The sequence below is a fragment of the Poseidonocella pacifica genome (genome assembly GCF_900111875.1).
Classification (GTDB): Bacteria; Pseudomonadota; Alphaproteobacteria; order Rhodobacterales; family Rhodobacteraceae; genus Poseidonocella; species Poseidonocella pacifica.
On record NZ_FOJU01000001.1, the window covers coordinates 702,895 to 728,809 of the forward strand.

Consider the following 25,915-nt stretch of genomic DNA (forward strand, 5'->3'; position numbering starts at 1 on the left):
CGCAATCAAGGTGGTGGCGGGCAGGAGCACGCGAACTTGGTGCGGGCTTGCCGGTCTTCGCGCCGTTAATCACGGGGGCGCGGCGGACTTTCATCTCTGGCCGAGCAGAACTCACCGTTGATAAAAACTGGACCTGCCTTCTCAAGAGCCCTCGGACGACGAGCTTCCCCCTGAATTCCGCCGTGCGGCCACAGCCAGCGGGTGATGGTCCTCGACCAACTCGCGCAGGCGTTCTTCCAGAACATGGGTATAAATCTCGGTCGTGGCGACATCTGCATGACCGAGCAAAGTCTGAATTGCGCGAAGATCGGCCCCACGCGCCAAAAGATGCGTGGCAAAGGCGTGGCGGAGAGTGTGAGGAGTTACCTTGGCGGGGGAGACGCCGCCTTCAAGCGCGAAGTCCTTGATCAGCACATAGAAACGATGCCGGGTCAGATGGCCGCCCTTGCCGCGTGATGGAAAGAGGAACGGCGAAGGCGGCAAGCCCCGGAGACGGCCATCCTCTTCGGCGGCGTCCCGTTCCCCGAGCCACTGCCCAAGTGCCTCTCTTGCCGGTGGCGTCAGAGGGATCAGGCGTTCACGTCCGCCCTTGCCCCGAACGAGCAGCATGCGCGGATCGCCACGCGCCGCAGCGACCGGCAAACCGACGAGTTCGCTCACGCGCATCCCCGTCGCATAGAGCAGTTCCATCAGGCAGGTATTGCGCGCACGGTCTGCGGGGGCGCGTCCGGTGCTGCGCGCCGCGGCCAGAAGGCGATCCACCTCTTTCTCCGACAGCGTCGTGGGCAGGCGTTTCTCGCGACCGGGGCCGCGAATGCGCAGGGCGGGGTTGTCCTCACGCAGGCCTTCTTCAAAAAGGAAACGATAGAGTTGCTTGATTGCGGACAGGCGGCGGGCTCTGGTGGCGCTGGCGAGCCCCAGCCGGTTGCACTCCACCAGATAGGCCTCGACATCCTCGCGTGTTGCCTTGGCGCAATCACGGCCCGTTCCGGTCAGCCATTCGGAATAGCTGCGCAGATCCCGGGCATAGGCGAGTTGGGTATTCTGCGCGGCATCAAGCTCCGCCGCTTGTGCCTCGATGAAGGCAGAGATCCATTGAAGATCGCGGCTCATGACCGGGTCTTGGGGAGCAGGACGAGTTCCAACGCGGCGCGGCGCGCAACGGTTTCGAGGCCAGCGGCGCGAAGCCCGGCAATTCCGCGCGTCAGGCGGGCAGGGGTGTCGGCGGCATTCATTTCCGCCATGGAGGCGAGAATGGCTTCGCCCTTGCGGCCCTCATCCAACAATCCGGCGACAGCATCAGGGGGAGAGGCCGTGAAGCCTGCGACAACCGCCTTGGCTACGGGGGAGGATGCGGGGCTCTCGGGGGGCGTGCCCTGCGCAAGACCGATCAGCAGGCGATCTTCCGGGTCGGAAATGCGCCGTGCCTCCGCCGCCTCGGCATAGGCGGGACTCAGTAGCGCAAGACGAAACGCCAGATCGGCTGGCGTGCCGGACAGGTTCAGATCGGCCAGCGCTTCGCCAGCCATCGCGGCAAGCGCGCCGCCCAGACCAGCGGTACTCATACGTTCCCATGCAACAGGGAGGGCCTTGATCGCAGCACTTCGATCGCCGGCATCAAGCGCATCGAGAAGGGCCTGCACCGCATCGACCCGGTCCCAGACCCCGCCCGAAGCCGCCGCATCGCGCACCCTGTAGCTGGAGGCGAGCCGACCGGCGGGGATCGCACCGGCCTGAGCCAATCGCTCCGCCGCTGAGAGTTGCGCTTTCCAACCGCTCAGGCCGCGCAGGTCGGAATAGGCATAGGCGCGGGGCAGGGTGGCCGTGGGCAGAGGCTCCCCGATGGCTTCCAGCAGCCGGAATTTGAGCGGCGTTGCCGTCTTGGGGCGGGAAATGGCCGGGGCGTCTTCTGCGAAATCTGCATGGAGAAACCGAGCCAGAAGCGCGTCTTCCTCCTGATCGAGCTTGCCAAGCGCCTTGCCGATCTCCAGCGACAGTGCCGCCGCCGACCAGTCACCCGCCCGAGCCAGACAGAAAATCCGCGCCGGCAAGGATGGGGTCAATTCGGGATGCGCTTCGAGCCGTTTACAGGCCTCATCCTCCGCGCCGCGCAAAAGCGCCACATCGAAATCGCGGCTCAGAATCTGTGCATCCCGAGGCCCCGCCTGTTCCACAAGGGCGGCGACCTCGTCGAGTGCGCCCAGCTCGATGAGCACATCAATACGTGCCAGCAAAAAGCTGGACCCGTCAGATGAGGTCGCGGGCGGCTGCGCTTCGGTAAGCAGAAGCGCGCGCAGCAGGCGCTGCATCGCCGGAAGGGAGGGGCTTCCCGCCCGCTCCAGAGCCTGCGCGATATCCGCGGTGTCACTTGCTGACCAAAGGTCGGCGGGCAAGCCGCTGGAGTCCGGGGAAAACAGGCCCGCGGCCTCGGCATCGGGCACGCCCAGCGGCGTCACCGTGATTTCCGGTGTGATGATCCCCTTCGCGGTTTCGGTCCCTCGGGGTGGCACGCCCGGCGCGCGCGGAGCGTCCTTGGACAGCCAGTCGATCGCCGACAAGGGTGCCCCGCCACGCGCCGGAACTGGCTCTGCTACCAGAGGTCCCGCAGCCGCGATCAGCGCCAAAGCGATGGCCCTAATCGGCATCAAGCTCCACCGGGGTTCGGATCTCCACCTGTCGCGGAGAGAAGTCGGCACCGATGAACGGGCCGATATAGGCGTATGCGACAAGCGCGATAGCCGCGAGGATGAGGAGATAGAAGAGATATTTGAGAATCCGAAACATGCCTGTCCCTGCCCGTTCTTTTTCCCGATTTATATATGGCCTTTTCCCGGAGTTCACGTCATTCAAGTCGACGGAATGCAGAACAGGCGGAAAGAAACCGACCGCGCGGGGGATAAATGACCTGCAGCCTTGAAAAAACCATCGTCATGGTCGGCATGATGGGGGCAGGAAAGACGGCAATCGGCAAGGCGTTGGCCAATCGTCTTGGGGTCAAGTTCGTCGATTCGGACGCTGAGATCGAATCTGCCGCCACCATGAGCATCGCTGAAATCTTTGCACGCGACGGGGAGGCTTTCTTTCGGGAGCGGGAAAGCGCGGTGATCGCGCGCCTGCTTGAAGGGCCTCCAATGGTGCTATCAACCGGCGGCGGAGCGTTCCTTCGGGAAGAGAACCGCAAGATGGTCGCCGAGCGCGGTGTGTCCGTCTGGCTTGATGCGGGTCTGGACCTGCTGTGGAACCGCGTTCGCCACAAGACGACGCGCCCCTTGCTGCGCACCGCAAATCCCAAGGAAACGCTCCGCGAACTTTATGAAGCGCGTGTGCCCATCTATGCGCAGGCCGAAATCCGGGTCGAGGCGCTGGACCACTATTCCATCGAAGCCATGACAACCGCCGTGCTGCGCGCGCTACATGCGCGGCCCGACATCTTGAAGGAGAGCAATCCATGAGCGAAACGGTACGGGTAGCACTTGGGGCGCGATCCTATGATGTTCGCATCGGCAGCGGTCTTATCGCAGGAGCGGCCGAAGAGATCGCGCCGATTCTGTCGCGGCCCCATGTGGCCATCGTGACGGATGCGAACGTGGCAGAGATACATCTCGGCCCGCTGCGCGCTTCGCTCGCTGCGCAGGGCATCGAGGCAAGGGCGCTGATCCTTCCGGCTGGCGAGGCAACCAAATGCTGGTCCGAGTTGGAGCATGTGGTCGAATGGCTACTGGCGGAGCGGATCGAGCGGAACGATGTTGTAGTCGCACTTGGCGGGGGCGTGATTGGAGATCTCGTCGGGTTCGCGGCAGCCATCATGCGCCGTGGCGTTCGATTTGTGCAGATCCCGACGTCACTTCTGGCACAGGTCGACAGTTCCGTCGGCGGCAAGACCGGCATCAACTCTCCGCATGGCAAGAATCTCGTCGGGGCCTTTCATCAACCCAGCCTCGTCCTCGCCGATATCGATGCGTTGGAAACCCTGACCGAACGCGACTTTCTCGCAGGATATGGCGAGGTGGTGAAATATGGCCTGCTCGGGGACGCGGAGTTTTTCGAATGGCTGGAGACCGAGGGGCCGAACCTCAAGGCGGGGGATCCGGAGGCGCGGGCCTACGCCGTGCGCCGGTCGGTCGAGATGAAGGCAGAGATCGTCGCGCGGGATGAAACCGAGCAGGGCGATCGCGCGCTTCTGAACCTTGGCCATACCTTCTGTCATGCGCTGGAGGCCGCGACCGGGTACTCGGACCGACTGTTCCACGGCGAAGGGGTGGCTATCGGCTGCGCGCTCGCGTTCGAAGCCTCCTCGCGGTTGGGGCTTTGTTCTCAGGAAGAGCCAAGCCGAGTGCGCGCGCATCTGCGCGATATGGGCATGAAGACCGATCTGGCGGACATCCCCGGCGATCTGCCGGACGCAGATGCCCTCTTGGCGCTCATGGGCCAGGACAAAAAGGTTCTGGATGGCCAGATCCACTATGTCATGGCGCGCGGTATCGGGGATGCGTTCGTGAGCCGCGATGTGCCGAGCGATGTCGTGCGGTCGGTCTTACAGGACGCGCTCGCGGCACGGCGCTAACAAAAAGCTCCGCGGGCGCAACCGCGGAGCTTTTGAAGTTTAGAACGGGATTTCGTCGTCAAGATCACGGTTGGAGCCGCCGCCCTGACCGCCACCGCCCTGACCGCCGCCACCTTGGCCGCCGCTCGGGCCACCACCATAGCCGCCCTGATCGCTGCCGTAGCGATCGTCGCCGCCATAGCCGCCACCCCCGCCGCCGCTGCCGCCAAAGCTGCCGCCACCGCCGCCGCCTTGGCCATCGCTCCGCCCGTCGAGGAGGGTCAATTCCCCGCGGTAGGGGCGCAGAACAACCTCGGTCGAATAGCGATCCTGACCGGACTGATCCTGCCATTTGCGGGTTTCAAGCTGGCCTTCGATATAGACCTTGGACCCCTTGCGCAGATACTGCTCCGCGATACGTGCCAGCGGTTCAGAGAAAATGGCGACGCTGTGCCATTCTGTCTTCTCTCGCCGTTCCCCGGTGGTGCGGTCCTTCCAGTTTTCGGAGGTCGCGATCCGCAGGTTGCAGACCTTTCCCCCATTCTGGAACGTGCGCACTTCGGGGTCGCGCCCGAGATTACCCACGATGATCACTTTGTTGACGGAACCGGCCATGTCGCCCCTTTCGAATCTCTGTCGTGCTCGTTTGGCTGGACCCTATACCAGAGCAGCGGCTGAGCGCCACGGGCACTGGCCATATGGTCCATGCCATGTATTATGCGCCCCGGATCGCGCAAGAAACGGCCAGTCGACGAGGGACCAGATGAAACCAATCGCAACGATCCTTGTGGGGCTGCTGATGGCTGCGCCCGCATCCGGGGACGTATTGTCATCAAAGAACCGGCTGAGCCTGTTCAAATCGCAAACCGACCTGCTCGATGATCGCGCAAGTTCGCAATATGCCAATTCCGTTCGCCTGCAACCGGCGCGCGTCCATACCCCGACCAAGTGGGGTGGTCCGGCCTATAGCGGTCGTTACAAGGGGCCGTATCTGTCGCTTGCGCGGACGGCTGCGCGGCAACATGGCGTGCCGGAGGATCTCTTTCTCAGGTTGATCCAACAGGAATCGGGTTGGAACGTTGCGGCGCGATCTCATAAGGGGGCGCTTGGACTGGCCCAACTCATGCCGGGGACGGCGCAACTCTTGCGGGTCGATCCCCACAACCCGGTGGAGAATCTGCAAGGCGGTGCGCGGTATCTGGCCGAACAATACCGCGAGTTTCGCGACTGGCGGCTTGCGCTGGCCGCGTATAACGCAGGTCCGGCGGCCGTCCGGAAATACGGCGATGTTCCACCCTACCGCGAAACCCAAGGCTACGTGAAAGTCATTCTCGGCAGATAAGCCGAGAAGCGCCGCCGCGAGAAATATCCCGCGGCGGCCGGATTCGGATCAGTCCATCTGCTTGAAGTGGAACTCTCCGCCATCCTTGATGCCGGAGAACCAGCGGGCTGTGACGGTCTTGGTCTTGGTGTAGAACTTGAAGGCATCAGGGCCGTATTGGTTCAGATCGCCAAAGGCCGATTTCTTCCACCCGCCGAAGCTGTGATAGGACAGCGGCACAGGGATGGGGAAGTTGATACCCACCATGCCCACGTTGACCCGGTTGGCAAAGTCACGCGCGGTATCGCCATCGGCGGTATAGATCGCGGTGCCGTTGCCATAGGGGTTGTCCATCGTGAGTTTGAGCGCGTCCTCATAGCTTTCGGCGCGCACCTGCGACAGGACCGGGCCAAAGATCTCTTCCTTGTAGATTTCCATGTCTGGCGTGACACGGTCGAAGAGGCTCGGGCCAATGAAATACCCGTTCTCATAGCCTTGCAGGCGGAAATCGCGCCCATCGATGAGAAGCTCCGCGCCTTCTTCCACGCCCTTGTCGATCAGGCCGCGAATACGGGTTTCGGCCTGCTTGGTGATGACGGGGCCATAGTCCACATCGTCGCCCGCGGTATAGGGCCCAACCTTGAGCTTTTCGATCCGTGGCACGAGCCGTTCGATGAGCGCATCAGCCGTCTTTTCCCCCACGGGCACAGCCACCGAAATCGCCATGCAGCGCTCGCCGGCTGCACCATATCCCGCACCCACCAGCGCATCCGCCGCCTTGTCGAGATCGGCATCGGGCATGATGATCATGTGGTTCTTCGCGCCGCCAAAGCACTGCGCGCGCTTGCCGTTGGTCGCCGCGCGGCCATAGATATACTGGGCAATCGGGGTCGACCCGACGAAGCCCACGGCAGCAACCGTTTCGTTATCCAGGATGGCATCGACGACTTCCTTGTCGCCATTCACGACCTGCAGAACACCATCGGGCAGGCCCGCTTCGGTCAGCAGCTCCGCAAGGCGCAGTGAGGTCGAGGGGCATCGCTCGGACGGCTTCAGGATCATCGCGTTCCCGCTGACGAGCGCCGGAGCCATCTTCCACAGCGGGATCATGGCGGGGAAATTGAACGGGGTGATGCCCGCGACCACGCCAAGGGGCTGGCGCATGGAATAGAGGTCGATGCCGGGGCCACCATCGTTGGTGAATTCGCCCTTGAGCATGTGGGGCGCGCCCATGCAGACCTCAACGACCTCGAGGCCGCGCTGCACATCGCCGCGCGCATCGGGGATCGTCTTGCCGTGCTCACGGCTCACCAATTCGGCCAACTCGTCCATGTGCTCATTGATCAGCGCGCCGAACTTCATCATGACGCGGGCACGCCGTTGTGGGTTCGTCGCCCCCCACCCGATCTGCGCTTCCGCAGCACTAGCCACGGCGGCATCCAGTTCGGCAGCGGTGGCGAGCGGTACGCGCGCCTGCACCTCGCCGGTCGCCGGGTTCATCACGTCGGCATAGCGGTCGGAGCCGCCTTCTACCCGTGCGCCGCCAAGATAGTGGGTGAGATTCTGCATGGTCCATCCTCCTGAGATTTGCCTGCACCCTAACTTTGCAGTTATCTATGTAGAAGAGCGAATATCCCAAACCCGTTTTGCAAAAATACTGGAGCGCCGATGAACTGGGATGACATGAAGGTTTTTCTCGCAGTCGCGCGAACCGAAAGCCTGACCGCTGCGGGCAAGTCGCTGCGCGTTGATCCGGCCACCGTAGGGCGGCGCGTGGCGCGGTTGGAGGAAGAACTGGGCGCGGTTCTTTTTGCAAAATCGCCGCAAGGGTATGCTCCGACAGATGCGGGGCAACGGCTGCTGTCCCACGCAGAACGCGCGGAGCAGGCGATGCAGGGCGGTGCGGATGCGGTTTCGGGAACTCCGGGCGAACTCTCGGGCCAGATCCGCGTGGGGGCACCCGACGGTTGCGCAAACTATGTGCTGCCGCAGGTCTGTGCGCGGATCATGGATGCGAACCCCGAGCTGGAAATTCAGATTGTCTCGCTGCCGCGTGATTTTAACCTGACGAAGCGTGAGGCTGATATGGCCATTACCGTCTCCGCACCCACTGCCGGGCGGCTCACCGTGCAGCGTATCACCGACTATCACCTGACGCTGGGGGCCTCTGAGCAGTATCTTGCGCACGCGCCCGCCATAGAGCGTCTTTCGGATCTCTCGGCCCATCGGATCGTCGGGTACATCTCCGACATGATCTTCGATAAGGAGTTGGATTACCTTGCAGAATTCGGGATCGGGAGAGTGCATCTGGCCTCCAATTCCGTCAGCGTTCAACTCAACTGGATCCGGGGCGGCGCGGGGATCGGCGTGGTGCATGCCTTTGCTCTGCCTGCGGCTCCTGGCGTCGTGACTGTCCTGCCAAAACACCGACTGAGCCGCAGCTTCTATCTTGTACGCCATGCGGATGACCGGCGCCTTGACCGGCTGAACCGTTTTTCCGCGATCCTGACGGAAGGACTGCGACAGGAAGTGGCTCTGCTTGAGGCCGCGACTTGACAGAATCCCCGATTGCGGCAACGCTTTCCCTCGAAACAAAAAATCGTGGAGGTTCCTCATGCTGGTCCAGCAGATCCTGAAGTCCAAGGGAGACAGCGGTGTTGTCACCGTCAAACCGGGATCACTGGTGGCGGAGGCGGCCCGCATATTGGCAGAGCGGCGTATCGGTACGGTCGTCATTTCGGCCGACGGGCGCACCGCCGAGGGTATCCTGTCGGAGCGCGATATCGTGCGGGAACTGGGCGAAAATGGGGCAAGCTGCCTCAACCAGAAGGTCGATGACCTCATGACGCGCAAGCTCAAGACGTGCCGCCGGGATGAAACCGCCGATCGCGTGCTGGAACAGATGACCGAGGGACGTTTCCGCCACATGCCGGTGGTCGAAGGGGGCGAACTCATCGGTCTGATCACCCTTGGTGACGTGGTCAAGGCAAAGCTCTCAGAACTGGCCATGGAGAAAGATGCCCTCGAGGGCATGATCATGGGGCACTGAAGACGCAGTGCCGACGCGGGCTGAGCGCGCGCCAAAGCGTCGCCTTGCATTCTCTTTCGCAATAATGTTGCGTTGCGCGAACGGCTAGCAAAGCGGAGGATGCGATGCGCGTTGGTCTTTACCCCGGGACATTCGACCCGGTCACGCTTGGGCACATGGATATCATCGAACGGGCCGCCCGGCTCGTGGATCGTTTGGTGATTGGCGTCGCAATCAATCGGGATAAATCACCGCTTTTCACCTTGGAAGAGCGTGTGGGGATGATCGAATCCGAATGCCACGACCTTGGGGTGAACACTGGCACCGAGATCGTGGTGCATCCCTTCGAGAACCTGTTGATCGATTGTGCCCGCGATGTCGGGGCGCAGGTGATCGTGCGCGGATTGCGCGCCGTGGCGGACTTTGAATACGAATATCAGATGGTGGGGATGAACCGTGCTCTCGATAGTTCGATAGAGACGGTGTTCTTGATGGCCGAAGCCCGCCATCAGGCAATCGCATCAAAGCTGGTGAAGGAAATCGCGCGTCACGGCGGCGATGTATCCAAATTCGTGACCCCGAAGGTCGATCGCGCGCTGCGGTCCAGACTGGGCGGTTAGCGCAAGGAATTTGGAGCAAAGCTTTTGACCGGCTTCACATCGGCATAGCAGGCGCCCGTTCCCAAAGATCGGGCGCCTTGCTTCGGTCAGTGATCGCCGTAAACGGCCTCGCGGGCGATACGGTGCGCGTCGCTGCGGAAAATCCCGAGGTCCAGCGCGGTTTCATTGGACATGCCGCGGATCTCGTTGACGAGGCGGCTATATTCGGCGCGACGTGCGAAGGCGCTGCGCAGTTTGTTCATGGGGTTGGTCATCGTCTATATCCTTTAGTGTCGTATCTCAGCCGTAGATTGCCTGTGCTGCGGTCCGGCGTGCCTCATCGGGGTTGATCCCAAGATCGGTCGCGGTGCGCTGCGGCATGTCACGGAGAGCGGACAGGGTGCGGTGGTAGTTCACGCGGCGGTTCATTGCGGCGCGGAGAGTTGTAAAAAGCTGTGCCATCTGGGCATCCTTCGAGTTGGTCGTTTGTCCTCTGTTGCCGCTAACATAGGCGTGCTGCGGCGCAGCACAATTGCCGCTGCTGCCGTAGCGCCATGCAGTAATCGCAACGCTGAAGGAGAATTAGCCTCGTCGGGTAGGATGTTGATAATGCATTAACTTAATTGGCGCTTCCGCGCCAGGTGCCCTCGTTTTTTTCGATGGCAGCTATGCGTTCTGCGACCTTCGGATGGCTCATGAGCCACGCTGGAACGGCGCCGCCCCGGCTTTGGGTCAGGGCTTCGAGTTTGTGGAACAGGGTCTTTTGCGGATCGGTGCCGATCCCGGCCTTGATCAGCAGCGCAGAGGCATATTCGTCCGCCTCATATTCATCACCCCGAGAAAGCCGCGCCGCCAGAAGGGATGTAATGCCATTCGCGATCCAGATCCCGATGCCGGGAAGGAAGCGGCTGAGAACCATGGCGAGGGCGGTCCGCAGGGCATTCTGCCCGGAAAAGTCGATCATCCGTTTCCGTGCGTGGCCCAATGCTACATGCCCAAGCTCATGAGCGATCACCGAGGCCAGTTCCTCCGCGGTCACATCACCCTTGCGGTACTTGTCGAAGAAACCCCGCGTGATGAAGATCCGCCCATCCGGAGCCGCCAGACCGTTTACCGGATCGATCTCATAGATATTGACCCGGATACGTGGCAATTCCAGCGCCGCAGCCATCCTGTCGGTCAGGCGGGCGAGCACCGGATCGGCCAGTTCGGTGGAGCGCGCATCAAGCTCTCGCCGCGTTCGCCACGCCGAGAAATGGTACATGGCCACCGCATAGAGCAGCGCAAGCAGGATGGGTGTAAACTTCAACATGTATCGGATATGGCCCGCCGTGGCGCGCGGGGCAAGCTTCGCTGATTGGTGGACACAGCCGCCTGATGCCCTAATGTGATGCGAGCAAGCAAAAAACAAACGGTCCAGCGCGCATTGCCGCGTGGGACAGATCCCGGCGGGCCAATCGGCCCGGATCCCGGGCCACATGCACAGCGCGTGGGACCAGACAGGAGACAGTGACATGAGCGACGTATCAAGTCAGGGGATCCCGGAGCCAGAAGGCGCGGTGAACCCTGTCGATACCGACTACGAAATTGGCCAGGACAATATCGAAACGAGCATCGGTCCCTTCGGGATCGACATTCACAACCCCGTATTTCTGATCTCAGGGCTTACCATCATCGCCTTTGTGGCCTTTGCGCTTCTGGCGCCGGGACAGGCCGGGGATTTCTTCGGATGGCTGCGCCCGGCGCTGACGAGCACCTTTGACTGGTTCCTGATGTGGTCAGCGAACATCTTTGTCGTCTTCTGCCTCGCGCTCATCGTCTCCCCATGGGGATCGGTGAGACTGGGCGGTACGGATGCGACGCCGGATTATACCTATACCGGGTGGTTCGCGATGCTCTTTGCGGCGGGCATGGGCATTGGCCTGATGTTCTTTGGGGTGTTGGAGCCGGTCTATCACATGGCGGTGTCGCAACCGTTGGGCACGCCGTCGCCGATTGCCGAGGATGGCAGCATCATTGCGGCGAACGTGGATGAGGCGCGGCGTATGGGCCTTGCCGCGACTTCCTATCACTGGGCACTGCACCCGTGGGCGATCTACGCGGTGGTGGCTCTGGCGCTGGCGCTTTTCACCTATAACAAGGGCTTGCCGCTTACGATCCGGTCGGCTTTCTACCCTATCCTGGGCGAACGTGTCTGGGGTTGGTGGGGCCACATCATCGATACGCTTGCGGTCTTTGCGACATTGTTCGGGCTGGCGACATCGCTCGGTCTTGGCGCGAAACAGGCAAACGCCGGGTTGGAGCATGTCTTCGGTGTTCCGATCAGCATCACGGCGCAGGTCATCATCATCTGTTTCGTGACGGCGATCGCGCTCATCTCCGTCCTGCGCGGGCTTGATGGTGGCGTGAAAGTCCTCTCGGAGATCAACATGGGTTTGGCGCTTTGCCTGCTGCTCTTCGTGCTCTTCACAGCGGGGGCCGTGAGTATCCTGCGTGAGTTTGGCGAAGGATTGCTCGGCTATGTAAAAGAGGTCATCCCGCTGTCGAACCCGCATGGGCGTGACGATACCAGCTATATGCAAGGTTGGACGGCGTTCTACTGGGCCTGGTGGATCAGCTGGTCACCCTTCGTCGGGATGTTCATCGCGCGGGTCAGCCGTGGCCGTACAGTGCGCGAATTCCTGACATGCGTTCTGCTGATCCCCTCGGTGGTCTGCCTGTTCTGGATGGCAGTGTTCGGCGGTGCGGCAATCGAGGACGTGCTTGCCAATCCCGAAACATCGGCGGTCAAGGCGCAGGTGATCGACGCCTACAGCCCTGAGCTTTCACTGTTTGCCATGCTGGAAAGCCTGCCGCTGTCGATGATCACCTCGACGCTCGCCATTGTGCTGGTCATCGTGTTCTTCGTGACTTCGTCGGATAGCGGCTCGTTGGTGATCGACACGATCACCGCAGGCGGCAAGATGGATGCCCCGGTGCCGCAGCGCGTGTTCTGGGCGACCTTCGAAGGGTTGGTGGCCATCGCGCTTTTGATCGGCGGGGGGCTGAACTCGCTACAGGCAATGGTGATTTCGACCGGCCTGTTGTTCACGGTGATTCTGCTCTTCATCTGCGTGGCTATCGTCATCGGATTGCGCTCCGAACGGCGCGCTTGAACTGAAGCCTTCCCGCGCCCCCGAGAAATCCGGGGCGCGGGTTATCACGTGCGGGTCAGGGCGCACCTCGCGCCGCTGTGAGCGAGACCGTGACGGGAACCGTCATCCCGAGCGATCCTTCCGCGACGCCGTCACCGATGCCGTAATTGGCCCTCTCGAGCGTCGTGCTCCCCTCCATGACCGCTGTTTGTCCGTCGATCTGAAGATCAAATGGCATGTCCACGGGGACAGTCACGCCCTTCATGGTCAGGTCGCCGCGTGCGACGTGCTGCCCATCCTCACGGGTGATTGCTGCGGTGAAGGTGGCGGTGGGGTATTCTTCGGCTGCGAAATAGTCAGGGCCCATGGCCTGCGACGTGACGGACCCGAGCGTCAGGGAAGAGATATCGATTTCTACCGTAACTTCGCCGGTTCCACTCTCTGGGTCATAGCTGATATCCGCGGACCATTGCGCGAAGCTGCCTGTCACCGTCTGACCCATCTGCGTAATTTCGATGCCAAGCGTACCCTGCTGGACCTCCCACTCTCCGACGCTTTCGGTCCGGGCACTTTGCGCGGTTTGCGTGCCTGGCAGGGTGACTGCACCGGCAGCGATCCCGATCCCCACGACGCCAGCCCATATGGCAGCCGCGCTGAGGAGCGCAAAGCCATGGGGGCCGGACCCCGCACCGCCGGGAAGCCCTCGGACCATCCGCGCGAGCGTGCCGTCGCGATCGACAACCGCGTGCTTCATCGCGCCGGCGATGTGAAGCGCCAGGCTGATCAGAAGCACCCACATGAATAGCACGTGCAATCCGCCAAACAGGCGCGCAATCCCGCGATCCTCGGGCACGAATGGCAAGGTTTGACCGAAGGGCCACCAGATCGGGGCAAAGCCGGTCGAAGCGGCATGGTCGATCCACCCCGTCAGCGGCACAAGCACCAGCGATCCATAGAGCATCCAGTGAACCGTTTCGGCAAGCCACGTCTCAGCCCGGCGTTCGGCGTGCAGTGGGGCGGGGCGCGGTTGAGTCAGGGACCACAGGATGCGGAGAAGCGCGGTGAAGAAAATGGCGATCCCTACAGTTTTGTGCAGAGAGAAGAGAAGAACCACACGGTCGATCACCGCCTGATCTGCGCCGCCCCCCCGTATACCCTCGGAGAGCCAATCGGCGATGAAGCCGAGAGGGACGACGGTAAGGATCAACAGCGCGGTCAGCCAATGCAGGCCTCTCGAGATCAGTCCATAGTGGCGTGCGGAATTGGTCAGGCTCATGGCGGCGGGCTCCGGCGAAAGGGATCGTTTGGGGGTATATGCACGCAGCCCGCGACCGACGCAAAGCGCAGCCACTGCGCGTGAAAGCACAGCCGGACGTTGCGGGCGGTGGTCTGCATTGGTAAACAGGCCGTCAAAAGACGTGAGGGGTCACATGAGCACAGCATTCGTATTTCCGGGGCAGGGCGCCCAGACCATCGGCATGGGCCGGGATCTGGCTGAGGCCTATCCCGAGGCCAAGGCCGTCTTCGAGGAAGTCGACGAGGCACTCGGGGAGGCGCTTTCGGCGTTGATCTGGGAAGGCGCGGCCGAGGATCTTGTGCTGACGCGCAATGCTCAACCCGCGCTGATGGCCATGTCGATGGCGGCGATGCGGGCACTGGAAGCAGAAGGGATCGGGATCGACCGGGCGAGCTTTGTCGCGGGGCATTCCTTGGGGGAGTATTCCGCGCTGGCGGCGGCGGGGGCGCTGACTTTGGGGGATACGGCGAAGCTTCTGCGGTTGCGCGGGCAGGCGATGCAGGAGGCCGTTCCTGTTGGCAAAGGGGCCATGGCCGCGCTTCTCGGTCTCGACTTCGAGGCTGCACGCGCGGTCGCGGAAGAGGCCTCTCAGGGAGAGGTTTGTCAGGCGGCGAATGATAACGATCCCGGACAGGTCGTGGTTTCGGGCACCAAGGCGGCGGTCGAGCGGGCGGTGGAACTGGCCAAGGCGAAAGGCGCGAAGCGGGCGCTTTTGCTGCCGGTTTCGGCTCCGTTCCACTGTGCGTTGATGGCCCCGGCGGCGGAAAAGATGGCCGCAGCTCTTGAAGAGGTGGAGATTATCGCGCCCAAGGTGCCGGTCGTGGCCAATGTATCCGCCGAGGCGGTGTCTGACCCTGCACAGATCCGCGCGCTTCTTGTGGAGCAGGTGACAGGTTCGGTTCGCTGGCGGGAGTCTGTCGTATGGATGGCGGGCCAAGGCGTGACGGAAATCTGGGAAATCGGCGCGGGCAAGGCGCTGTCTGGTATGATCCGGCGCATCGACCGGAGCGTGGCCACACGCGCCGTCGGCACACCGGATGATGTGAAAGCTGCCGCGGCGGGCTGACTCGCCCAACGGAATTTGGCCCTCTGAGGGGTCTGCAAAGAGGGAAAATGATGTTCGATCTGAACGGAAAATGTGCGCTGGTGACGGGAGCTTCGGGCGGTATCGGTGGGGCGATCGCCCGCACGCTGCACGAAGCGGGGGCCACGGTGGGCCTGTCGGGAACGCGGGAGGAACCGCTCAAGGCGCTGGCCGCTGACTTGGGTGATCGTGCGCACGTACTGCCATGTAACCTCGGCGACCCCGAGGCGATCGAAGCCCTGCCCAAGCAGGCGATCGCGGCCATGGGCGGGCTCGACATTCTGGTGAACAACGCCGGTATTACCCGCGATCAGATTTTCATGCGGATGTCGGACGATGACTGGCAATCGGTGCTGGATGTGAACCTGACCGCCGCCATGCGTCTTTGCCGGGGCGTGATGCGCCCCATGATGAAGGCGCGGTGGGGCCGCATCATCAACATCTCGTCCATCGTGGGGGCGACGGGCAATCCCGGTCAGGCGAACTATGCAGCCGCCAAGGCAGGGCTTGTCGGCATGACGAAATCCATTGCCTATGAGGTCGCCTCTCGCGGGATCACGGCGAATGCCGTGGCACCGGGCTTTATCGCGACAGCCATGACCGACAAGCTTTCCGACGATCAGAAGGCCACGATCAACGCACAGATTCCCGCATCCCGCATGGGCACACCGGAGGAGATCGCGGCGGCTGTGCTCTACCTTGCGAGCTCCGAGGCGGGGTATGTCACCGGAACGACCCTGCATGTCAACGGCGGCATGGCGATGCTCTGAGGCGCAAAGCATATGAAGATCAATGTTTTGCCACGATCGGGCCGCACCGGGAAATTGGCGCGGGATGTTGCGTTCGCAGCGCAACGCCCCGTTTCGTGAAAGCGTTTGCGTCGGCCCGTGCATATGCTATAGGCGGCGCAGTCTGGCCGATCTGCCCCTCTGGGTGGAGCGGTCCCCGTGCCCGTCGAGGGACAAAAGCGCCCGCAAGGGCAGAGGAACGCCAGCCCGGCCGGGCAAGGGCAGAACAAGCGGGCGCAAGCCCGGATACGATGAGGATTAACAGATGAGCGACGTCGCAGACCGCGTGAAGAAAATCGTTGTGGAGCACCTTGGTGTTGAAGAAGAGAAGGTGACAGAGTCCGCCTCGTTCATCGACGACCTGGGCGCGGACAGCCTTGATACGGTCGAGCTTGTGATGGCCTTCGAGGAAGAGTTCGGGATCGAGATTCCCGACGATGCGGCAGAGACCATCCAGACGTTCGGCGATGCAGTGAAGTTCATCTCCGAAGCGACCTGAGCCAGCACTCGGCCTATCAGCGAAATTCAGGAGCGGCTCCGAACACTCGGGGCCGCTCTTTTTCTGTCGAGAGAAGCTCCTTGGCCGCCTGAGAGAAATCGGCGGATCGCCGTGGATCCGCGGCGCGCAAACCGTTCTCTTCCATCACCAGTTCGAGTTCTTCTTCGCTGAGCCGTGGCAGCAAGCGCACCGCACCAGTCTGATCGCGTTGCCAGACCTGACGGATATGGCGCTGTACGCCGCCGGGCAGGGTGATCACCGCATATTCCGGAAGGTCGACCGCGCGGGCCATGGCAAAGCGGCATCCATGTCGAGAGATATCGAGCACCCGCAGACTGACAGACATGTCGCCCACACCAAGTTCGGCCGGCAGGTTGCACGGGATACGGCCTTCGTCGCGCCCGTCGATGATCGTGATCGCGGGCAGGTTCTCTTGCCGCTTTGTCCTTCGACGTGCCCAAGCGATCATTCCGAAACAGATCGCCCAGAGCATGACGGGGCGCATACGCTCCACATCCCACAACCGTTCGACCGGGTAGAATATCATCAGCGCCCATTCGAGCTTTTCGCGCCATCCGGGAGGGGCACAGCTCAGCGCGCGAATACCTGCCCTGATCTTTGCATCGCGTTCGGCGAAGGCATCGGTCGAGATGCCGGATAGCGCGGGCGCGAGGCCCATGATTTCCGCTGTCTTGACGATATCCTGATGCGCGCGCAGGTGCAGTTCCAGAAGTGCGCGTCCCGGCGCGCCTTCGGGCGGCGGGCCGGCAATGTCGAGCGCCGCATTCGCCTTCAGTACCGCGAAACGGTACGCAATGTTCAGATCGTAATGCGTTTCCGCAGACGCAATCCGGTCCGAAAAATCCGCGAGACTGGCGGCCCTGAGCAGGGCCTCGCAATAGGGCGGAGGCACCGCATCCTGCGCGGCGACGGGCGCGGCGAGGAGGTGGAAACCGGCGGCGAGGAGGGCCCCGCGAAGGAGATGCTTTACGTTGCGCATTAATCCCTTCTGAGGGGCAAATATTGACGCATCCTTTGCCGGAGCCTCGATGCCACTTACTATTTCAATAAAATGCACCAGATATGCGAGCGGGCGCGTCTTTGCCGCCTGATGCAGTGTCCCGCCCTTGCGGGCCGGCGGGTTTTCCCTGTATTCACGGGCGCGAACCAAGGTTGCGAAAGGGCAGTGAAATGCGGCGAGTGGTTGTGACGGGGCTGGGGCTTTTGACCCCGCTGGCGTGCGGTGTTGAGGAAACTTGGAAGCGGCTGCTCGACGGCCAATCCGGGGCGGGCACGATCACGCGGTTCGATGCCAGCAACCTTGCCACCAACTATGCCTGTGAAGTGCCTTTCGGCGATGGGTCGGATGGCACATTCAACCCTGACGATTGGATGGCCCCCAAAGAACGCCGCAAGGTGGATGACTTCATCTTGTACGGCATGGCAGCGGCGCAACAGGCCGTGATAGATTCCGGCTGGATGCCCGAGGATGACGAAAGTCGGGAGCGAACCGGCGTCATGATCGGATCGGGCATCGGGGGGCTGCAATCCATCGCCGAGACGGCGGTTCTCATCAAGGAACGTGGGCCACGGAGGGTTTCGCCCTTCTTCATTCCCGGCTCGCTGATCAACCTGATTTCGGGGCAGGTCTCCATCAAGTACGGCTTCAAGGGGCCGAACCATGCGGTGGTCACGGCTTGCTCCACGGGCGCACATGCGATCGGCGATGCAGCGCGGCTCATCATGTTCGGGGATGCCGATGTCATGGTCGCGGGCGGGGCTGAGGCCGCGATTTGCGAAGTTGGGATCGCGGGCTTCAACGCCTGCAAGGCGCTCTCCACCAAGCGGGGGGATGAGCCCGAGAAGGCCAGCCGCCCATATGACGCGGACCGCGACGGGTTCGTCATGGGCGAGGGTGCCGGTATCGTGGTGCTTGAGGAATACGAACATGCCAAGGCGCGCGGCGCAAAGATCTATGCCGAGGTGCTTGGGTACGGGCTCTCGGGGGATGCCTATCACATCACCGCGCCCAGCGAGGATGGCGATGGGGGCGAACGTTCCATGCGCTCGGCGCTGCGTCACGCGGGGCTGGAGCCGGCCGATCTTGACTACATCAACGCGCACGGCACCAGCACCATGGCGGATGTGATCGAACTTGGCGCGGTTGAGCGGCTCATGGGCGATGCGGCGACCGCCGTTACGATGTCCTCCACGAAATCGGCCACTGGCCACCTTTTGGGTGCCGCGGGCGCGATTGAGGCGATCTTCTCCATTCTGGCGATCCGCGATCAGGTCGCGCCGCCGACGATCAACCTCGATAACCTCGCGGTGGAGACGTCTGTGGATCTGGCTCCCAATGAGAAGCGTGAGCGGGAAATCAACGTCGCGCTGTCCAACTCCTTCGGCTTTGGCGGCACCAACGCCAGCGTCATCTTCGGGAAAGTCGGCTGATGTGGCGAAACATTGCGTCCAACGCCCTGACCATTCTTGTCGTCGGGGCGTTCCTCCTTGGTGGGGTCGTGATCTGGGGGCAGAAGCGATACGAAGCCGCCGGACCGCTTGAGGCCGCAATCTGTGTGCAGGTTCCCAGCGGAAGCACCATGGCCGCCGTGTCTCGGGATCTGGCCTCACAAGGGGCCATAACCAGTGATCGGATTTTCCGGATCGGCGCGGATTACACCGACAAATCCGGCGCGCTCAAGGCCGGGAGCTTTCTCGTTCCCGAAGGCACGAGCATGGCGGAGATCGTCGACATCATCACGCGGGGCGGGCCGAGCACATGCGGCACCGAGGTCGTCTTTCGCGTCAGCGTCTCGCGCATCTTCGGCGAAGTGCGGGAGCTTGATCCCGCAACTGGCGTCTATGTCGAAACCGCAGAATTCAACCTGAATGAAGAGGATCGCCCGGACGCCTATACCCAGGTGCGCGCGGAGCCTTTTACCGATTACCGGCTTGTTGTCGCAGAAGGCGTTACGAGTTGGCAGGTCGCTCAAGCGCTTGGAATGATTGACTTGCTTGAGGGTGATATCGCCGAAACGCCCGCCGAGGGCAGTCTTGCACCCGCAAGCTATGATCTCTCCGAGGGGCAGGATCGGGCGGATATTCTCGCACGAATGCAGGCGCGCCAGAGCGCGATATTGGCCGCCGCATGGGAATCCCGTGATGACGATCTGCCGGTGTCGACGATGGAAGAGGCGCTTATCCTTGCCTCCATCATCGAGAAGGAAACAGGGGTTCCCGAGGAACGCAAACAAGTGGCGAGCGTGTTTGTGAACCGGTTGCGCATGGGGATGCGTCTGCAGACCGATCCGACGGTGATCTATGGGATCACCAAGGGTGAGGGCGTTCTGGGCCGTGGGCTCCGCCGCAGCGAGCTTGATGCCGAAACGCCTTACAACACCTATGTGATCGCCGGCCTGCCGCCGACCCCGATTGCCAACCCCGGTCAGGCCAGCATCGAGGCGGCCTTGTCGCCTGCCGAAACCGACTACGTCTATTTCGTGGCGGATGGCAGCGGAGGGCATGCCTTTGCCGAAACGCTTGATGAGCACAATCGCAATGTGGCCCGCTGGCGCGAGATAGAGCAGGGTGCGAGCGGTCAGTAGCGTCGCCTGACACGTGGGGCGGCGGCGTCCCACGTGTACGTGAAGCAGGGTTTCTTGCCCCGGCGTTCAGCGGCGCCGGGATTGCGCAGGGAAAGCCACCGGGCTTGCTCAGGGCATATAGAGGCTTCCCACCGTTGCCAGACAACCCCGGCGACGATCAACCACCATTGACGCGCCACACAAACAGCAGCATATCCGGGCCCATGACAGACCTTTCACATATCCGCAATTTCTCCATCGTCGCCCATATCGACCACGGGAAAAGCACGCTCGCCGATCGCCTGATCCAGATGACCGATACGGTCGCGGAACGGGACATGAAGGAGCAGATGCTCGACGCGATGGATATCGAGCGTGAGCGCGGGATCACCATCAAGGCCAACACCGTTCGGATCGACTACACCGCGGTCGATGGTGAGCAATATGTGCTCAACCTCATCGACACGCCTGGCCACGTCGATTTCGCCTATGAGGTCTCCCGCTCCATGCGCGCGGTCGAAGGGTCCTTGCTCGTGGTGGACAGCACTCAAGGGGTCGAGGCGCAAACCCTCGCCAACGTCTATCAGGCGATCGATGCGAACCATGAGATTGTGCCCGTCCTCAACAAGATCGATCTGCCGGCCACCGACTGTGATCGTGTCGCCGAACAGATCGAGGATGTGATAGGTATCGATGCCTCTGATGCGATCCGTGTCTCCGCCAAGACCGGCGTCGGTATTCGCGAGACGCTTGAGGCCATCATCCACAGGCTCCCCGCTCCGACGGGGGATCGCGACGCCCCGCTCAAAGCGATGCTGGTGGATAGCTGGTATGATGCTTACCTCGGCGTTGTCGTGCTCGTGCGTATCATGGACGGTGTGCTCAAGAAGGGCGACCGCGTGCGCATGATGCAGAACGGCTCCGTCCATCATGTCGACCGGATCGGCGTTTTCCGCCCCGCGATGACCGTTGTGGACCAGCTTGGCCCGGGGGAGATCGGCTTTCTCACCGCGTCGATCAAGCAGGTGCGCGATACCAAGGTCGGCGACACCATCACCCATGAAAAACGCGGCACCGACAAACCGCTGCCCGGCTTCAAACCCTCTGTCCCGGTCGTTTTCTGCGGCCTTTTCCCGGTCGACAACGCCGAGTTTGAGGACCTGCGCGACGCGATTGAGAAACTCGCCCTCAACGACGCCAGCTTCTCCTACGAGATGGAGACCTCCGCTGCCCTCGGCTTCGGCTTCCGCTGCGGCTTTCTCGGTCTGCTGCACCTTGAGGTGATCCGCGACCGGATCGAGCGCGAGTACGACATCGACCTCATCACCACCGCACCCTCCGTGATTTATCACATCTATGGCCGCGACGGTGAGGTGACTGAGTTGCACAACCCCGCCGACATGCCCGACCCCTCCACGATCGACCACATCGAGGAGCCCCGCATCAAGGCCACCATCCTTGTCCCCGACGACTTTCTCGGTGACGTGCTCAAACTCTGTCAGGATCGCCGCGGTATCCAGATGGACCTGACCTATGCCGGCTCCCGCGCCATGGTGGTCTATGATCTGCCGCTCAACGAGGTGGTTTTTGATTTCTACGACCGGCTCAAATCGGTGACAAAGGGCTATGCCTCCTTCGATTACCAACTGCTCGGCTATCGCACCGACAACCTCGTCAAGATGCAGGTCCTCGTCAACGATGAACCGGTGGACGCGCTCTCCACCATGGTGCACCGCGACCGTGCGGAACAACGCGGCCGCGCCATGTGTGAAAAGCTCAAGGACCTCATCCCGCGCCACATGTTCAAGATTCCGATCCAGGCAGCCATCGGCGGCAAGGTCATCGCCCGAGAGACGCTGGCGGCCCTTCGCAAGGATGTGACCGCGAAATGCTACGGCGGCGACGTGACCCGGAAGAAGAAGCTACTGGAGAAGCAGAAGGCTGGTAAAAAGAAGATGCGCCAGTTCGGAAAAGTGGAGATCCCGCAGCAGGCGTTTATTAGCGCGCTGAAGATGGACTCTTGAAAACGTCTGTCCTCAAGTCCTGAACCGGGGCCCCGCGCGGGGCCCCGTTTTCGTTTGGGTATTTTTGGACAGCGACGGATGAGATGAGCGACTAAAACTACGGCAAAGCTATTCACAGAAATAGCTTTCAGTTTTGCCAAGACGCTTAGACCCCCCTTTAGAGGCCCAATATGTCAGGTAAAACAAACGACGGCGAGCTACAGCAGTTTCTGGCTAGCTGCCAGCATAACTTAAGCGCTCATCTAAGTTCCATTCCTGCTTTCGTCAGAGCGTTCGATCAAGACAATCATAAACTTGTTGGATTGCTTTCCAGCCCCCGTCACGTCGAATGTGCCAAATTGATGATTCAAGCGCAAGCGAGTTTGAGATCAGCTATTGTGTGTTCTAGGATTGGAATGTCTATTGCAGTTAATGCGATACTCCGACAAGCGATTGAGTATTCCGCACATGCATATCTTCTTCGCTTCGACGAGAAGTTTTCTGAAGCGTGGGGGGCTGTCGAACCCAGTTCAAAGCAGAGGGATATTCTTCGTCGTTGGAAGTCTAGATTTCGACATATGTTAGAGAATCGTGATCCGAAGCTTTGGAAGCTTTTCGAGGGGAACTACTCTGATTGGATTGATTTTGGGGCACATCCAAGCTCGATAGCGCTAGAGACCGTAATTCAATACAAATTTGAACCGAACTCCCGCGATGGAGATATGATTTTTGGTATCTTAACTAGCGAAGAAGAGCGCAAATACGCTTGGTTCAGTTTTGGTAATGCGAGTTTGATATTTTCTGATATTTTTTCTTATATTTGGCCAGACAGATATAATTTAGTCGACGGAAGTAAAATGAAAGCAAATTCTTCGCGTTATTTTTATGTGTGGATGCAGAAGCACCCCCTCGTAGAAGAAGAATAGGAGGGTAGGTGAAAGACGCGCGGAATGAAGGTCAAAGGCCGTCGGGCGAGCGACGCATAGCCCTGCCGCACCGGCGCTTCCGCAACCGTCCCGAGCAACCCAACCCATCCACGGACGCGGCACCATAAATCAACCTGATCATCCCAACCGCCCCCCAAACACACCCAAGCGCATACGCAAAAACGCCCGCCGAATGGCGAGCGCTGTGAGCCGATCAAAAGCTGAGCCTTGGGATCAAACGCCCTAGATCAGGCCGCTGTGGTGTTCTTGTCGCGGGGAGATTGCGGGGCGACTTCCGTTGTGGCGCGTTCGGCGAGGGTGAACTGTGCATCAAGCAGAAGCTCTTCATCCAGAAGGTCCTCGGCGTGCAAATCCTCCTGTTCCTCTTCCTTGCGTAACAGCACGGGGGCAGCGACAAGGCCCATACCGGCCCAGCCACCCAGCACATAGGCCGAAAGGCAGGCGAGAATGCCGTATCCCGAATAAGCTGCAGTTCCCGCAGCGACAGCACCGCCGCCGACACCGCTGAGAAGAAACAGGATCATCATGAAAAGGCACTCCTTCGCCGGGATCACCGCGGACACACACCCGCGCAATGACCTCAGCCTGACGCCCAAATCCTAACGAAGCCTTAAATCCCCCCGGCAGTCGGAAAGAAGGGTTAACCTTGCGTTGTCAGCCGAGCCGGACAAGCGCGTGGCGCTTGCGGCCCGCGCTGAGCTTGATCGGCTGGCTCAGATCGGCGACCGTAATGAGGCGGCCCGCATCCGCCAGTAGGTCGTCGTTGAGCCGCGCGCCATTTTCCGCGATGAGGCGTTTGGCGTCCTTTCCGGACTTGGCGAGCCCCGAGCGCGTCAGAAGCTGTACCACGGAAATCCCGTCGCCAATCTCCGCCGCGTCGAGCGATAGGGTTGGCAGGTCATCCCCGACGCCGCCCTGTTCAAAGACCTCCCGCGCGGTATCCTGCGCAGCTTTCGCCGCCTCGGCCCCGTGGAGAAGCGCCGTCACCTCATTGGCCAGACGGATCTTGGCCTCATTGATTTCAGCGCCATCGAGCGATCCAAGACGCTCACATTCATCCACCGGCAGCTCGGTGTAGAGCTTGAGGAACCGGCCCACATCCGCGTCGGTGGTATTGCGCCAGAACTGCCAGAACTCATAGGGGCTGAGCATCTCGGCGTTGAGCCAGATGGCCCCGCCCGCGCTCTTGCCCATCTTGCGCCCGTCGCTTGTGGTCAGCAGCGGGGAGGTCAGCCCATAAATCTCATGGTCCAGCACCCGGCGCGTCAGGTCGATCCCGTTGACGATGTTGCCCCACTGGTCCGAGCCGCCCATCTGAAGCAGACAGCCGTAGCGGCGGTTGAGTTCCAGAAAATCGTAGGCCTGCAGGATCATGTAGTTGAATTCGAGGAAGGAGAGCGATTGCTCCCGATCAAGGCGCGATTTCACGGATTCAAATGACAGCATACGGTTCACGCTGAAATGGCGCCCGATATCGCGCAGGAACTCAAGGTAATTGAGCCCGTCGAGCCATTCGGCATTGTCGAGCATGATCGCGTCGGCAGGGGCGTCGCCATAGGACAGGTAGCGCGCGAACACCCGGCTCATCCCCTCTATGTTGTCCGCAATCTGCTCGGGGCCGAGCAGCGGCCGCTCATCTGACCGGAAGGAGGGATCGCCCACCTTGGTGGTGCCGCCGCCCATGAGGGTGATCGGCTTGTGCCCGGTTTTCTGCAACCACCGCAGCATCATGATGTTGAGCAGGTGCCCGACGTGGAGAGACTTCGCCGTCGCATCATAGCCGATGTAGGCCGGAACGACCCCGGCGAGCAGAGCCTCGTCCAGCCCCTGAAAATCGGTGCAGTCCGCGAGGAAGCCGCGCTCCTTCATCACGTGGAGGAAATCCGATTTGGGCTGATAAGTCATCTTGCTTGTCCCTGTTTGCATCTCGGCGCTACCTATAGGCGGGCAGTGGGCAAAGGAAAAGACCATGCGGGACGAGCGGATCATCACGGCAATGGGCACGATGTCGGGCACGTCGCTCGATGGTGTGGACGCGGCCATTCTGCGAACCGACGGGCGCAGGATCGACGTCTTTGGCGAAGGGGCGTATCGGCCTTACTCGGAGGTGGAACGCGCCACGCTGCGCGCTGCGCTTGGCCGGTGGCCCGGAACGGGTCTGAACGATGCTGCACGGGTGGTGCTTGACGCACATACCGAGGTCATGAACAGGCTCGGGCCGGCTGAAATCTGCGGGTTTCATGGCCAGACACTCGCGCATGATCCGCGCGGGCAGGGAACGCACCAGCTTGGGGATGGGGAAGAGCTGGCTGCGCGGCTTGGGTTGCCCGTCGCGTGGGATTTCCGGAGCGAGGACATTCGGCAGGGGGGCGAGGGCGCGCCGCTTGCCCCAGTGTTTCATCACGCCTGCGCTATCTGGGCAGGGGTGTCGGAGCCGGTCGCATTTCTCAATCTGGGCGGTGTGGGAAACCTGACTTACGTCAACCCGACCTTTGAGCCGGAAAATGCAGGTGCCCTTCTCGCGTTCGACACCGGGCCGGCCAACGCCCCGTTGAATGATCTGATGCAGTCGCGCTTTGGTCGCGACATTGATGTCGGCGGGGCGCTGTCCGCGTCTGGCGTCACAGACGCGGAGGTGATGGCCGCCTTCGCAGCGCATCCATATTTTCGCCGCCCTCCACCAAAGTCGCTGGACCGCGACGACTTTCCAAGCCTTCTGGCGGCTGTTGAAGGGCTTGGGGACGCGGATGCGGCGGCGACGCTGGCGGCGGCGGCTGTGCATGGCGTGATCGTTGGTCTCAAAGCCTGCCCATCCGCGCCTACGAGACTGCTGGTGACGGGGGGCGGGCGGCACAACGCGGCCCTCATGGCCGGGCTGTCCGCCGGGGCTGATTGTCCGGTTGAGCCCGTTGAAGCGATCGGATTGGATGGGGACCTGCTGGAGGCGCAGGCCTTTGCATTTCTGGCTGTAAGAGTGCTGCGCGGCCTGCCGAATTCCTTCCCTTCAACCACCGGCGCGCGGCATCCTGTGTCGGGGGGGCGGATCTCCTCTCCCTGATCGACAGATGGGGCGGAACCTCGGGGTGCC

The 25,915-nt window shown here is 61.7% G+C and carries 27 protein-coding genes; 15 read left to right on the forward strand and 12 right to left on the reverse strand.

Annotation, left to right across the window (positions count from 1 at the left end):
- Nucleotides 1-141 precede the first annotated feature (141 nt).
- The 3 genes from BM234_RS03330 to BM234_RS17410 are packed head-to-tail and all read right to left on the reverse strand — an operon-like array spanning nt 142 to nt 2,784.
- Nucleotides 142-1,113, reverse strand: a complete 972-nt coding sequence (locus BM234_RS03330; protein ID WP_092060581.1) for a site-specific tyrosine recombinase XerD — start codon at nt 1,111-1,113, stop codon at nt 142-144.
- Nucleotides 1,110-2,645: a hypothetical protein gene (locus BM234_RS03335; protein WP_092060583.1), complete on the reverse strand. Its 1,536-nt coding sequence runs from the start codon at nt 2,643-2,645 to the stop codon at nt 1,110-1,112. The genes BM234_RS03330 and BM234_RS03335 overlap by 4 nt, the downstream gene beginning before the upstream one ends.
- On the reverse strand, nt 2,635-2,784 hold the full coding sequence (locus BM234_RS17410; RefSeq protein WP_175501186.1) for a hypothetical protein: 150 nt from the start codon (nt 2,782-2,784) through the stop codon (nt 2,635-2,637). Before BM234_RS17410 ends, BM234_RS03335 begins: the two co-directional genes overlap by 11 nt.
- A gap of 116 nt (nt 2,785-2,900) precedes the next feature.
- Here BM234_RS17410 and BM234_RS03340 point away from each other — a divergent pair, with 116 nt between their 5' ends.
- Together BM234_RS03340 and aroB are read left to right on the forward strand one after the other, a co-directional pair.
- On the forward strand, nt 2,901-3,452 hold the full coding sequence (locus BM234_RS03340; RefSeq protein ID WP_092060585.1) for a shikimate kinase: 552 nt from the start codon (nt 2,901-2,903) through the stop codon (nt 3,450-3,452).
- Nucleotides 3,449-4,564, forward strand: coding sequence for a 3-dehydroquinate synthase (gene aroB / locus BM234_RS03345; protein ID WP_092060587.1), 1,116 nt, complete (start codon nt 3,449-3,451; stop codon nt 4,562-4,564). Before BM234_RS03340 ends, aroB begins: the two co-directional genes overlap by 4 nt.
- Before the next feature lie 39 nt (nt 4,565-4,603).
- On the opposite strand, the gene ssb is transcribed toward aroB, so the two are convergent.
- Complete coding sequence (ssb, locus tag BM234_RS03350; RefSeq protein ID WP_092060589.1) at nt 4,604-5,158, reverse strand: single-stranded DNA-binding protein; 555 nt, start codon at nt 5,156-5,158, stop codon at nt 4,604-4,606.
- A gap of 148 nt (nt 5,159-5,306) precedes the next feature.
- Here ssb and BM234_RS03355 point away from each other — a divergent pair, with 148 nt between their 5' ends.
- The gene (locus BM234_RS03355; protein WP_092060591.1) at nt 5,307-5,885 is read left to right on the forward strand and encodes a lytic transglycosylase domain-containing protein; all 579 of its coding nucleotides are present in this window, start codon (nt 5,307-5,309) and stop codon (nt 5,883-5,885) included.
- A 48-nt stretch (nt 5,886-5,933) separates the two neighbouring features.
- On the opposite strand, the gene BM234_RS03360 is transcribed toward BM234_RS03355, so the two are convergent.
- Nucleotides 5,934-7,433 (reverse strand): CoA-acylating methylmalonate-semialdehyde dehydrogenase, encoded by a 1,500-nt coding sequence (locus BM234_RS03360; protein WP_092060592.1) that lies wholly within the window; start codon nt 7,431-7,433, stop codon nt 5,934-5,936.
- A 99-nt stretch (nt 7,434-7,532) separates the two neighbouring features.
- Between BM234_RS03360 and BM234_RS03365 the strand changes: the two genes are divergently transcribed.
- The 3 genes from BM234_RS03365 (at nt 7,533) to coaD (ending at nt 9,512) form a co-directional block, all read left to right on the forward strand.
- On the forward strand, nt 7,533-8,420 hold the full coding sequence (locus tag BM234_RS03365; RefSeq protein WP_092060593.1) for a LysR family transcriptional regulator: 888 nt from the start codon (nt 7,533-7,535) through the stop codon (nt 8,418-8,420).
- A 58-nt stretch (nt 8,421-8,478) separates the two neighbouring features.
- Entirely contained in the window at nt 8,479-8,913 is a 435-nt protein-coding gene (locus BM234_RS03370) for a CBS domain-containing protein (protein WP_092060595.1), read from the forward strand.
- 104 nt (nt 8,914-9,017) lie between these two features.
- Nucleotides 9,018-9,512, forward strand: a complete 495-nt coding sequence (gene coaD, locus BM234_RS03375; RefSeq protein ID WP_092060597.1) for a pantetheine-phosphate adenylyltransferase — start codon at nt 9,018-9,020, stop codon at nt 9,510-9,512.
- Nucleotides 9,513-9,598: 86 nt separating this feature from the next.
- Here coaD and BM234_RS17205 read toward each other — a convergent pair whose 3' ends face one another.
- The 3 genes from BM234_RS17205 to BM234_RS03380 form a co-directional block, all read right to left on the reverse strand.
- Nucleotides 9,599-9,766, reverse strand: coding sequence for a YjiS-like domain-containing protein (locus tag BM234_RS17205; protein WP_139226761.1), 168 nt, complete (start codon nt 9,764-9,766; stop codon nt 9,599-9,601).
- Between the two features lie 25 nt (nt 9,767-9,791).
- Complete coding sequence (locus BM234_RS17210) at nt 9,792-9,953, reverse strand: YjiS-like domain-containing protein (RefSeq protein WP_139226762.1); 162 nt, start codon at nt 9,951-9,953, stop codon at nt 9,792-9,794.
- Between the two features lie 157 nt (nt 9,954-10,110).
- Nucleotides 10,111-10,803 carry a M48 family metallopeptidase gene (locus BM234_RS03380; protein ID WP_092060599.1) on the reverse strand — a complete coding sequence of 231 codons (693 nt, stop codon included), beginning with the start codon at nt 10,801-10,803 and terminating at the stop codon, nt 10,111-10,113.
- A gap of 202 nt (nt 10,804-11,005) precedes the next feature.
- Between BM234_RS03380 and BM234_RS03385 the strand changes: the two genes are divergently transcribed.
- Nucleotides 11,006-12,646, forward strand: coding sequence for a BCCT family transporter (locus tag BM234_RS03385; protein ID WP_092060601.1), 1,641 nt, complete (start codon nt 11,006-11,008; stop codon nt 12,644-12,646).
- A gap of 55 nt (nt 12,647-12,701) precedes the next feature.
- Here BM234_RS03385 and BM234_RS03390 read toward each other — a convergent pair whose 3' ends face one another.
- The gene (locus BM234_RS03390; RefSeq protein ID WP_092060603.1) at nt 12,702-13,901 is read right to left on the reverse strand and encodes a cytochrome b/b6 domain-containing protein; all 1,200 of its coding nucleotides are present in this window, start codon (nt 13,899-13,901) and stop codon (nt 12,702-12,704) included.
- 154 nt (nt 13,902-14,055) lie between these two features.
- Here BM234_RS03390 and fabD point away from each other — a divergent pair, with 154 nt between their 5' ends.
- The 3 genes from fabD to BM234_RS03405 all read left to right on the forward strand — a co-directional run bounded on the left by fabD (nt 14,056) and on the right by BM234_RS03405 (nt 16,293).
- Nucleotides 14,056-14,988 carry an ACP S-malonyltransferase gene (gene fabD / locus BM234_RS03395; protein ID WP_092060605.1) on the forward strand — a complete coding sequence of 311 codons (933 nt, stop codon included), beginning with the start codon at nt 14,056-14,058 and terminating at the stop codon, nt 14,986-14,988.
- Between the two features lie 50 nt (nt 14,989-15,038).
- Nucleotides 15,039-15,776, forward strand: coding sequence for a 3-oxoacyl-[acyl-carrier-protein] reductase (gene fabG, locus BM234_RS03400; RefSeq protein ID WP_092061342.1), 738 nt, complete (start codon nt 15,039-15,041; stop codon nt 15,774-15,776).
- A 283-nt stretch (nt 15,777-16,059) separates the two neighbouring features.
- Nucleotides 16,060-16,293 carry an acyl carrier protein gene (locus BM234_RS03405; RefSeq protein WP_092060607.1) on the forward strand — a complete coding sequence of 78 codons (234 nt, stop codon included), beginning with the start codon at nt 16,060-16,062 and terminating at the stop codon, nt 16,291-16,293.
- A 16-nt stretch (nt 16,294-16,309) separates the two neighbouring features.
- Here BM234_RS03405 and BM234_RS03410 read toward each other — a convergent pair whose 3' ends face one another.
- Nucleotides 16,310-17,293: a PilZ domain-containing protein gene (locus BM234_RS03410; protein WP_092060609.1), complete on the reverse strand. Its 984-nt coding sequence runs from the start codon at nt 17,291-17,293 to the stop codon at nt 16,310-16,312.
- Between the two features lie 191 nt (nt 17,294-17,484).
- Here BM234_RS03410 and fabF point away from each other — a divergent pair, with 191 nt between their 5' ends.
- The 4 genes from fabF (at nt 17,485) to BM234_RS17215 (ending at nt 22,806) form a co-directional block, all read left to right on the forward strand.
- Complete coding sequence (gene fabF / locus BM234_RS03415) at nt 17,485-18,744, forward strand: beta-ketoacyl-ACP synthase II (protein WP_092060611.1); 1,260 nt, start codon at nt 17,485-17,487, stop codon at nt 18,742-18,744.
- Complete coding sequence (mltG, locus tag BM234_RS03420; RefSeq protein ID WP_092060613.1) at nt 18,744-19,898, forward strand: endolytic transglycosylase MltG; 1,155 nt, start codon at nt 18,744-18,746, stop codon at nt 19,896-19,898. Before fabF ends, mltG begins: the two co-directional genes overlap by 1 nt.
- Before the next feature lie 203 nt (nt 19,899-20,101).
- Nucleotides 20,102-21,901, forward strand: a complete 1,800-nt coding sequence (gene lepA / locus BM234_RS03425) for a translation elongation factor 4 (protein ID WP_092060615.1) — start codon at nt 20,102-20,104, stop codon at nt 21,899-21,901.
- A 170-nt stretch (nt 21,902-22,071) separates the two neighbouring features.
- Nucleotides 22,072-22,806, forward strand: coding sequence for a hypothetical protein (locus BM234_RS17215; protein WP_139226763.1), 735 nt, complete (start codon nt 22,072-22,074; stop codon nt 22,804-22,806).
- A 248-nt stretch (nt 22,807-23,054) separates the two neighbouring features.
- Here the strand turns inward: BM234_RS17215 and BM234_RS03435 are convergent, their stop codons facing one another.
- Nucleotides 23,055-23,354, reverse strand: coding sequence for a hypothetical protein (locus tag BM234_RS03435; RefSeq protein WP_092060619.1), 300 nt, complete (start codon nt 23,352-23,354; stop codon nt 23,055-23,057).
- Between the two features lie 127 nt (nt 23,355-23,481).
- Complete coding sequence (gene tyrS, locus BM234_RS03440; RefSeq protein ID WP_092060621.1) at nt 23,482-24,732, reverse strand: tyrosine--tRNA ligase; 1,251 nt, start codon at nt 24,730-24,732, stop codon at nt 23,482-23,484.
- A 64-nt stretch (nt 24,733-24,796) separates the two neighbouring features.
- On the opposite strand from tyrS, the gene BM234_RS03445 reads away from it, so the two are divergent.
- Nucleotides 24,797-25,885: an anhydro-N-acetylmuramic acid kinase gene (locus tag BM234_RS03445; protein ID WP_092060623.1), complete on the forward strand. Its 1,089-nt coding sequence runs from the start codon at nt 24,797-24,799 to the stop codon at nt 25,883-25,885.
- Nucleotides 25,886-25,915: the final 30 nt, after the last annotated feature.

Excerpts from the sequence above, each read along its gene's own strand:
- BM234_RS03330 (WP_092060581.1), bottom strand. The coding sequence starts at position 1,113 with ATGAGCCGCGATCTTCAATGGATCTCTGCCTTCATCGAGGCACAAGCG.
- BM234_RS03335 (WP_092060583.1), bottom strand. The coding sequence starts at position 2,645 with ATGCCGATTAGGGCCATCGCTTTGGCGCTGATCGCGGCTGCGGGACCT.
- BM234_RS17410 (WP_175501186.1), bottom strand. The coding sequence starts at position 2,784 with ATGTTTCGGATTCTCAAATATCTCTTCTATCTCCTCATCCTCGCGGCT.
- BM234_RS03340 (WP_092060585.1), top strand. The coding sequence starts at position 2,901 with ATGACCTGCAGCCTTGAAAAAACCATCGTCATGGTCGGCATGATGGGG.
- aroB (WP_092060587.1), top strand. The coding sequence starts at position 3,449 with ATGAGCGAAACGGTACGGGTAGCACTTGGGGCGCGATCCTATGATGTT.
- ssb (WP_092060589.1), bottom strand. The coding sequence starts at position 5,158 with ATGGCCGGTTCCGTCAACAAAGTGATCATCGTGGGTAATCTCGGGCGC.
- BM234_RS03355 (WP_092060591.1), top strand. The coding sequence starts at position 5,307 with ATGAAACCAATCGCAACGATCCTTGTGGGGCTGCTGATGGCTGCGCCC.
- BM234_RS03360 (WP_092060592.1), bottom strand. The coding sequence starts at position 7,433 with ATGCAGAATCTCACCCACTATCTTGGCGGCGCACGGGTAGAAGGCGGC.
- BM234_RS03365 (WP_092060593.1), top strand. The coding sequence starts at position 7,533 with ATGAACTGGGATGACATGAAGGTTTTTCTCGCAGTCGCGCGAACCGAA.
- BM234_RS03370 (WP_092060595.1), top strand. The coding sequence starts at position 8,479 with ATGCTGGTCCAGCAGATCCTGAAGTCCAAGGGAGACAGCGGTGTTGTC.
- coaD (WP_092060597.1), top strand. The coding sequence starts at position 9,018 with ATGCGCGTTGGTCTTTACCCCGGGACATTCGACCCGGTCACGCTTGGG.
- BM234_RS17205 (WP_139226761.1), bottom strand. The coding sequence starts at position 9,766 with ATGACCAACCCCATGAACAAACTGCGCAGCGCCTTCGCACGTCGCGCC.
- BM234_RS17210 (WP_139226762.1), bottom strand. The coding sequence starts at position 9,953 with ATGGCACAGCTTTTTACAACTCTCCGCGCCGCAATGAACCGCCGCGTG.
- BM234_RS03380 (WP_092060599.1), bottom strand. The coding sequence starts at position 10,803 with ATGTTGAAGTTTACACCCATCCTGCTTGCGCTGCTCTATGCGGTGGCC.
- BM234_RS03385 (WP_092060601.1), top strand. The coding sequence starts at position 11,006 with ATGAGCGACGTATCAAGTCAGGGGATCCCGGAGCCAGAAGGCGCGGTG.
- BM234_RS03390 (WP_092060603.1), bottom strand. The coding sequence starts at position 13,901 with ATGAGCCTGACCAATTCCGCACGCCACTATGGACTGATCTCGAGAGGC.
- fabD (WP_092060605.1), top strand. The coding sequence starts at position 14,056 with ATGAGCACAGCATTCGTATTTCCGGGGCAGGGCGCCCAGACCATCGGC.
- fabG (WP_092061342.1), top strand. The coding sequence starts at position 15,039 with ATGTTCGATCTGAACGGAAAATGTGCGCTGGTGACGGGAGCTTCGGGC.
- BM234_RS03405 (WP_092060607.1), top strand. The coding sequence starts at position 16,060 with ATGAGCGACGTCGCAGACCGCGTGAAGAAAATCGTTGTGGAGCACCTT.
- BM234_RS03410 (WP_092060609.1), bottom strand. The coding sequence starts at position 17,293 with ATGCGCAACGTAAAGCATCTCCTTCGCGGGGCCCTCCTCGCCGCCGGT.
- fabF (WP_092060611.1), top strand. The coding sequence starts at position 17,485 with ATGCGGCGAGTGGTTGTGACGGGGCTGGGGCTTTTGACCCCGCTGGCG.
- mltG (WP_092060613.1), top strand. The coding sequence starts at position 18,744 with ATGTGGCGAAACATTGCGTCCAACGCCCTGACCATTCTTGTCGTCGGG.
- lepA (WP_092060615.1), top strand. The coding sequence starts at position 20,102 with ATGACAGACCTTTCACATATCCGCAATTTCTCCATCGTCGCCCATATC.
- BM234_RS17215 (WP_139226763.1), top strand. The coding sequence starts at position 22,072 with ATGTCAGGTAAAACAAACGACGGCGAGCTACAGCAGTTTCTGGCTAGC.
- BM234_RS03435 (WP_092060619.1), bottom strand. The coding sequence starts at position 23,354 with ATGATGATCCTGTTTCTTCTCAGCGGTGTCGGCGGCGGTGCTGTCGCT.
- tyrS (WP_092060621.1), bottom strand. The coding sequence starts at position 24,732 with ATGACTTATCAGCCCAAATCGGATTTCCTCCACGTGATGAAGGAGCGC.
- BM234_RS03445 (WP_092060623.1), top strand. The coding sequence starts at position 24,797 with ATGCGGGACGAGCGGATCATCACGGCAATGGGCACGATGTCGGGCACG.